This window comes from Actinomycetospora atypica (assembly GCF_042653685.1).
GTDB classification, from domain to species: domain Bacteria; phylum Actinomycetota; class Actinomycetes; order Mycobacteriales; family Pseudonocardiaceae; genus Actinomycetospora; species Actinomycetospora atypica.
The window spans coordinates 21,384-28,824 of record NZ_JBHSIV010000051.1; the positions used below are offsets into that span (position 1 = coordinate 21,384).

The following is a 7,441-nucleotide window of genomic DNA, read 5'->3' on the forward strand; positions in this document are numbered from 1 at the left end:
GTGACGACGGGCACACAGCCGACAACAACCGTCGTCGGGAAGGACCGCCATGGCCCAGGAACACTCCGCGGACCCCTCCGGCGCGCCGGCGCAGCTCACCGAGGCCCTCGGTACCGACTACTTCTCGGTGCGCCACCGGTTCAGCCCGAAGCAGTGGGACACGTTCATGGCCGTGCGCAAGTTCGTCGACCACGAGGTGCTGCCCGTCGCCTCGGAGTCCTGGGACGCGGCGCAGATGTCGTGGGACGTCATCAACCAGTTGCCGGCGCTCGGGGTCGTCGGCGACGACATCGAGGGCAACGGCTGCCCGGGGCTCGACCCGCTGTCGTGCGGCCTGGTGGCGATGGAGCTCGCCCGCGGCGACGGCAGCCTCGCGACGTTCTTCGCCGTGCAGTCGGGCCTGGCCATGAAGGCGATCGACATGCTCGGGTCCGACGAGCAGCGCGCGCGCTTCCTGCCGGGCATGGCGAGCCTCGAGACCATCGGCGCCTTCGGCCTCACCGAGCCCGACCACGGGTCCGACTCGGTGGCGCTCGAGACCACGGCCCGCCGCGACGGCGACGACTGGGTGATCGACGGCGCGAAGCGCTGGATCGGCAACGGGTCGGTGGCCCACCGCACGGTGGTGTGGGCGCGCAACACCGAGTCCGGGGACGTGCACGGCTTCGTCGTCGACACCTCCACCCCGGGCTACGAGGCCTCCGTCATCCCGCGCAAGGGCTCGATGCGCTCGGTGTGGCAGGCCGACATCCGCCTCGACGGCGTCCGGGTGCCCGAGTCCGACCGCCTGCCCGGTGCCGAGACCTTCCGCGACACCGGCCGCGTCCTCGCCACCACCCGCGGCACGTGCGCGTGGATCGCGCTGGGGCACGCGACCGCCGGCTACGACGCCGCCCTGCGCTACACCCTCGAGCGCAAGCAGTTCGGCAAGCCGCTCGCGTCGCTCCAGATCGTCCAGCAGCGCCTGGTGAAGATGCTCGCCGAGCTCACCGGCATGCAGCTCTACTGCATGCAGATCGCCGGGCTCGCCGAGGAGGGCGCCATCTCCCCGACGATCGCCGGGCTGGCGAAGATGAACAACACCAGCAAGGCGCGCTGGATCCTCTCCGAGGCCCGCGACCTGCTCGGCGGCAACGGCATCCTGCTCGACAACCACGTCATGCGGCACATGGCCGACATCGAGTCGGTGCACACCTTCGAGGGCACCGAGACGATCCAGACGCTGATCGTCGGCCGCGAGATCACGGGGCTCTCGGCCTTCACGTGATCGTCCGGGCACCGTGATCGTCAGGCCTTCCGCCACCAGCGCGGGCCCTTGACCTCCACCGACCCGAGGGCGACCCGCCCGGTCACCACCACGTGCGGGCGCCCGACGGCTGAGCCGACCCGGCGCTTGTCCTCGACGCTGCCTGCAGTGGCACTGACGCCGTCGAGCGACGCGCTCGCGGTCTCGGGCAGCCGCAGCTCCACCGAGCCGAGCGTCAGGTCGACGTCGATCTCCACCACGTCGTGGTCGATGACGGCCTCGGTGAGGTCGAGCTCGACCGACCCCATCCAGCCGTCGATCTCCAGGCGGCGTGGCACGGCCCAGGCCCCCGAGCGCTTCACCGAGCCGAGGGTGGCGTGCAGCGCGACCGTGCCGCTGGTGTCGCCGGTCGCGTAGGCGCCGCGGGGGCCGTCCGACCCGGCCCGCCGCCGGGACTCGGCCTCGGTGCGCGCCCGGGCCCGGTCGGGGTGGTCGAGGGGGAGGTCGACGACCAGCGTGTTCAGGTCGCGGCGGGTCCGCGCGGTGATCGCGAGGCCGGAGCGGCGGTCGAACTCCAGGGTGTCGATCAGCCCGAGCGACACCGCGCCGTGGAGCAGCCCGACCACGTGCTCGCGGTCGTCGTGGTCCACGGCCAGGTCGGCGGGCGACGGCGGGAGGTCGTCGCGGGGCCCGGGCGGCGCCGGGGTCGCCTCCGGGGTCGGGGCGACGGTGTCCTCCGCCGGAGGCCCCTCCACGGGAGGTCCGATCGCGGTGTCGGGCCGGTCGTTCGTCTCGGTCTGCTCGCTCATGGGGACCACCCTGCGCCCCCGCGACGGCCCTCCACCTCGGGGTCGGACCCTGAACTCCCCCGGGGATCGGACTCTCTACGCCCGTCTAGCCGGCGACCGAGAGAGCCCTAGAGGACCCGGTGTCACTCGTGTGGGTCTGACCGGACGGGACGCCCTAACGCCGGGCCGCCGGGCGGCGATGACCCTCGCATAGCCCGTTCGGCCTAACGGTCGGCCGGGCTCCCCGTCCCGGAGGAGACCTCATGACCGTGCCCGCCCGCGGACCCCGTGGCCCCGTCGTCCGGCCGGCCGCGCGCCGCCACGTGCCGGTGCCGCGTCGCGCCCCCGAGCAGGCGCCCGTGCTGAGTCCCCGCGACCGGGCGGTCCTCATGGCCGTCGTGGCCGGGCGCTGCACGATGAGCCCGGAGTCGCCCGCCGGGATGCTCGTCGACGGGCGCCCCTGCACCGATCAGTTCGCGGGCCACCGGCTGCTGCAGGCGGGCCTGGCCCGGCTCGTCATCCAGCCGCCCGGGCGCCCCTGCGTGGTGGAACCCACCCCCGCCGCGATCGAGCTCCTCGGGCTGCCGATCACGATCTGAGAGCGCTCCGCTCCCCGATGCGGTCGAGGGTCACCGGGAGGCTCTCGTACCCGCGCAGGATGCGGGTCGGGCGCCGGGTCGGCGCTCCGGCGGACGCGAGCCCGGGGAACCGCTCGAACAGCGCTCGCAGCGCCACCTCGCCCTCCATCCGGGCGAGGGCGGCCCCCAGGCAGAAGTGGATCCCGCTGGAGAAGGCGACGTGGTCGCGCGCGTTCGCGCGGGCTACGTCGAAGCGGGCCGGGTCGGAGAACACCCGCGGGTCCCGGTTCGCCCCGGCGAGGACGGTGACCACGAGGGAGCCCTCCGGCACCGCGACGCCGGCGACCTCGGTGTCGCGCCGGGCCCGCCGCGCCGTCCGCGTCACCGGCGGCTCCACCCGGAGCACCTCGTCGACGGCGTTCGGCCACAGGTCGGGCTCGGCGGCGAGGCGATCCCGCTGCTCCGGGTGCTCGAGCAGGAGGCGGGTGCCGTTGCCGATGAGGTTGACCGTCGTCTCGAACCCGGCGCCGAGCACCAGCAGGGCGGTGGCGACCAGCTCGCGCTCGGTGAGCTGCGAGCCGTCCTCGTCGACCATCGCGGCGAGGCCCGAGAGGAGGTCGTCGCCCGGCTCGGCCCGCAGCCGGCGCAGGTGGTCGGTCATCCAGCCGTGCAGGGCGGCCACGCAGCTCGTGACCGTCTCCCAGCGCTGCCTCGGCAGGCCGAGGTCGAGGGACGCGGCCGCGCCGTCGCCCCAGACGAGGAACTGCTCGCGCATCGAGGTCGGGATGCCGAGCATCTCCGAGATCACGGTGACCGGCAGCAGGCTCGCGTAGCGCGGGACGAGGTCGGTGGGCCCCGTGTCGCGGGCGAGGTCGTCGAGCAGGTCGGCGGCGATCTCCTCGGTCCGCCCGCGCAGCGCCGCGACCCGCCGGGCGGTGAAGGCCCGCGTGACGAGCCGGCGGTAGCGGGTGTGGTCGGGCGGGTCGACCGCGAGCATCGACGGCGGGTCGATCGGGCCCGGGTTCGGCGGCGGACCGGCGAGGCGCAGGGCGAGCCGGACGGGTGTCGGCATCGACGCGTCGCGGTCGGCGACCCCGAAGTCCTCGCTGCGCAGCACCTCGGTGCACACGTCGTGGTGCACGCTCACGCGGGAGAACGCGCCGGGGGCGAAGGGCCAGTGGGCGCGCAGGTTCTCGTAGTGCTCGAACGGGTCGCCCTGCAGCTCGGGGTCGAGCAGCAGCGTCGCGTCGGGATTGCCCTGGCGCGCCCGCTGCCGGATCGCCATCCGCGTGAGCCCGTGGGTCGCCGTCCATCGCACCGTGTCGCGGAGCATGGCGCGACGGTACGTGATCGTACCGGGGGGCGCACCCCATGATCGGGCGCGTCGCACGGTCACGGACGGGTACACCGGGGCCCGTGCGCACCACCGTCGCCGCCCGCGGCCCGCTGTCCCCCGACGAGGCCTGGGAGCGCTACGCCGACCTCGACGCCTGGCCCCGCTGGGCCCCGCAGATCACCGGGGTGAGCGCCCCCTCGCGCCGCCTCGTGCCCGGTCTGCGCGGGACCGTCCGGGCGGCCGGGGTGATCCGGGTGCCGTTCGAGGTGCTCGCCGTGGACGAGGCGGCGCGCACCTGGTCCTGGCGGGTGAGCGTCGGCCCCGTCCGCCTGGTCCTCGAGCACGGGATCGAGGCCCACGAGGGCGGGTCCCGCACGTGGCTGGTCACCGAGGGGCCGGCCGTGGTGGTCGCGCCCTACAGCCCCGTGGCGTTCGTCGCCCTGCACTCCCTGGTCCGGCCGTGACCCCGGCCGTCACGCTCGTCCTCGTCTCCGACACCCACGCGCGGACCGTTCCCGACGAGGTCTGGGCGGCGGTCGACGAGGCCGACCTCGTGGTGCACGCGGGCGACTGGACCGACCTCGCCACCTTCGAGGCCTTCGCGGCCCGCTCCCGCTCGTTGCTCGCCTGCTGGGGCAACAACGACGGCGAGGACCTGCGCGCCCGCATGCCCGAGGTGGCGCGGGCGGTCGTCGGGAACCTGCGGATCGCGGTGATCCACGAGACCGGGGACGCGAAGGGGCGGGAGAAGCGCGCGGACGCGTGGTTCGGGCCCGGGTCGGACGAGCCGGCCGACGTCCTGGTGTTCGGCCACAGCCACATCCCGTGGGACACGACGACGCCGGGCGGCGTGCGCCTGGTCAACCCCGGGTCGCCCACCGACCGCCGGCGCCAGCCCTTCTGCACCTACATGACGGCCTCGGTGGACGACGGTGCGCTCACGGTCGTCCGACACGATCTGCCGCCCCGTCACCGTCCCGGCCGCTGAGAGGTCACGGATCGTCACGGCACGGACGGGTGGGGGGTGGCCGATTCGCCGTCGGACGGTCGTTCGCAACCGATTTGCGGCACCGGGGCCCCGTCGCGCCGTCTCCGACCGTCCCCCTTTCTGAGCACTATCCGTGATGGCCGTACCGTTCCCACGGACACGGTGCACGGGTGACGTGCGCCGGTGACGACGACGACCAGACGACGGGAGGACGGCGACGGGTCCTGCCCCCGGCCCGGGGGTGGTGCGCCGACGCCACGACGACGAGGGACGCACCCGCTGCTCCCCTGCCTTCGAGACGAAACGGCCGATGACGCTTCTTGCCGAGAGACCTGCCGACGAGGTCGACGAGAGTGAACTCGTCGTCGGTCGTCGCATCCAGGAGTTCTCGCAGCTCGCCGGACCCGTCCGGGAGCTGGACGGGGACGGCAGCGACTACCGCGTGTCCTACCGCGGGGTCGACGCCGTCCACGGGAAGGGCCGCGTCTGGCGCTCCCTGCTCGTCGCCGGGCTGAACTTCGCCTTCGAGGCCCTCTTCTTCCTCTGGCTGCTGCACCCGTCGCACCGCCCCGGGCTCGACCCGAACGCCCCGGTCTTCGCCACCTACGCGAACTGGGTCGTCATCGGCTCGATCGGCCTCATGGAGCTCCTGCGGCTGATCAACGTCTTCTCGCTCTCGCTCGCGTCGGTGATCTCCCGCGACCCGGTGCCGGTCCCCCCGGTGCCGAACCAGCGCATCGCCTTCCTGACGACGATCGTGCCCAGCAAGGAACCCATCGACGTCGTCCGCGGGACGCTCCAGGCGGCGCTGCGCATCCGGTACCAGGGGATCCTCGACGTCTGGATCCTCGACGAGGGGGACGACCCGGCGGTCCGCGCGATGTGCCGCGAGCTGGGGGTCAACCACTTCAGCCGCAAGGGCATCGAGAAGTACAACCGCAAGAAGGGCGCCTTCAAGGCGAAGACGAAGCACGGCAACTACAACGCGTGGGTCGCGGAGCACGGGGACTCCTACGAGATCTTCCTGTCCGTCGACCCCGACCACGTGCCGCTGCCGAACTACGCCGAGCGCATCCTCGGGTACTTCCGCGACCCCGACGTGGCCTTCGTCGTGGGCCCGCAGTGCTACGCGAACGACGAGACGTTCGTGACCCGCGCCGCGGAGTCCCAGCAGTTCCCGTTCCACTCCCTGATCCAGCGCGCGGCCAACCGCTACAACGCCGCGATGCTGGTGGGCACCAACAACGCCATCCGCATCGGCGCGCTCAAGGGCATCGGCGGCCTGTCGGACTCGGTCACCGAGGACATGGCCACGGGGCTGAAGTTCCACGTCCGCCGCAACCCCGACACGAAGGCGCGGTGGAAGTCGGTCTACACGCCCGACGTGCTCGCGGTCGGCGAGGGACCGTCGTCCTGGGGCGACTTCTTCAGCCAGCAGATGCGCTGGTCGCGCGGCACGTTCGAGGTGCTCCTGACGGAGTTCTGGCGCCGGCTGCCGATGCTCTCCCCGGGCCGGGCGCTGCACTACATCCTGATCACCACCTTCTACCCGTCGATGGCGATCGGCTGGATCCTCGGCGCGGTCAACGCGGTGCTCTTCCTCGCGCTCGGCGTGCAGGGCGTCGTCGTGCCGGTCCAGCTCTGGCTCGCGCTCTACGTCGACGCGACGGCGTTCCAGCTCTGGGTCTACCTGCGCAACCGCCGCTACAACGTCAGTCCCTACGAGGCCGAGGGCTCCTCCGGCGTCAAGGGCATGCTGATGTCGATCTTCGCGTCGCCGATCTTCGCCGCCTCGCTCATCGCGACGCTCCTGCGGCTGCCGGCCAAGTTCGTCGTCACGCCCAAGGGCCTGTCCTCCAGCGCGGACCACATCCTGACGTTCCGCCGCCACCTCCAGTGGGCGGCCCTGCTCGTGACGGCGATCGTCACCTCGATCGTCATGGGCTACGCCGCGCCCGCCGTGCTGCTGTGGCCGGCCGTGGCGCTCGCCGCCTGCCTGGCCCCGCCGGCACTCTGGGTGATCGAGCGGGTCGTCGGCCGCCAGCCCGTGATCACCGCCGAGCCGGTCCGCACCTCCACCGGCCGCACCGGCATCACCACCGAGTCGCTCCAGCGCGCGGCCCTCGACGCCATGATCGCCGAGGGCCCGGCCTCCGCCCCGTTCCGCTCGCCGCTGGTCGACAAGCTCCCCGAGGGCTGGATCCGGACCGGCGACCGCGCCGGCGTGCCGGTCGGGGCCGGGGCTCCCGCCGACGGTGCCGCGACCGTGGTGGCCAACGGCCGGCGCCCGCGCCCGGTCCCCGCCGACGCGTCCGGCGAGCGCTACCGCCCCCTCCCGCACGGCTGGCAGCGCCGCGACGAGAACGGCGCCCCCGACGGACCCGCGCCCGCGTCCCCGGCCACGGGTGTGCCGTCGCCCGGTCCGCGGGGCGGCGCGCCGTCCCCCGGTCCCCGTCCCGTCCCGCGCCCCACCGGGCCCGGCGCCGACGGCGCGCGCCCGGGTGC

General features: G+C 73.7%; 7 protein-coding genes. 5 read left to right on the forward strand and 2 right to left on the reverse strand.

Features of this window, described 5'->3' with window-relative positions; genetic code table 11:
• The first annotated feature begins 49 nt into the window (after positions 1-49).
• On the forward strand, positions 50-1,267 hold the full coding sequence (locus ACFPBZ_RS27220) for an acyl-CoA dehydrogenase family protein (RefSeq protein WP_378039255.1): 1,218 nt from the start codon (positions 50-52) through the stop codon (positions 1,265-1,267).
• 20 nt (positions 1,268-1,287) lie between these two features.
• Here ACFPBZ_RS27220 and ACFPBZ_RS27225 read toward each other — a convergent pair whose 3' ends face one another.
• Positions 1,288-2,055 carry a DUF1707 SHOCT-like domain-containing protein gene (locus ACFPBZ_RS27225; protein ID WP_378039256.1) on the reverse strand — a complete coding sequence of 256 codons (768 nt, stop codon included), beginning with the start codon at positions 2,053-2,055 and terminating at the stop codon, positions 1,288-1,290.
• Between the two features lie 242 nt (positions 2,056-2,297).
• Here ACFPBZ_RS27225 and ACFPBZ_RS27230 point away from each other — a divergent pair, with 242 nt between their 5' ends.
• Positions 2,298-2,633, forward strand: coding sequence for a hypothetical protein (locus tag ACFPBZ_RS27230; RefSeq protein ID WP_378039257.1), 336 nt, complete (start codon positions 2,298-2,300; stop codon positions 2,631-2,633).
• Here ACFPBZ_RS27230 and ACFPBZ_RS27235 read toward each other — a convergent pair.
• Positions 2,623-3,945 (reverse strand): cytochrome P450, encoded by a 1,323-nt coding sequence (locus tag ACFPBZ_RS27235; RefSeq protein ID WP_378039258.1) that lies wholly within the window; start codon positions 3,943-3,945, stop codon positions 2,623-2,625. The genes ACFPBZ_RS27230 and ACFPBZ_RS27235 overlap by 11 nt on opposite strands.
• 83 nt (positions 3,946-4,028) lie before the next feature.
• Here ACFPBZ_RS27235 and ACFPBZ_RS27240 point away from each other — a divergent pair, with 83 nt between their 5' ends.
• The 3 genes from ACFPBZ_RS27240 to ACFPBZ_RS27250 all read left to right on the forward strand — a co-directional run.
• Complete coding sequence (locus ACFPBZ_RS27240) at positions 4,029-4,412, forward strand: SRPBCC family protein (protein ID WP_378039259.1); 384 nt, start codon at positions 4,029-4,031, stop codon at positions 4,410-4,412.
• Positions 4,409-4,936, forward strand: a complete 528-nt coding sequence (locus ACFPBZ_RS27245; protein WP_378039260.1) for a metallophosphoesterase family protein — start codon at positions 4,409-4,411, stop codon at positions 4,934-4,936. Before ACFPBZ_RS27240 ends, ACFPBZ_RS27245 begins: the two co-directional genes overlap by 4 nt.
• A gap of 310 nt (positions 4,937-5,246) precedes the next feature.
• Positions 5,247-7,441 (forward strand): glycosyltransferase family 2 protein (locus tag ACFPBZ_RS27250; protein ID WP_378039261.1); only part of this gene is annotated, 2,195 nt, incomplete at its 3' end.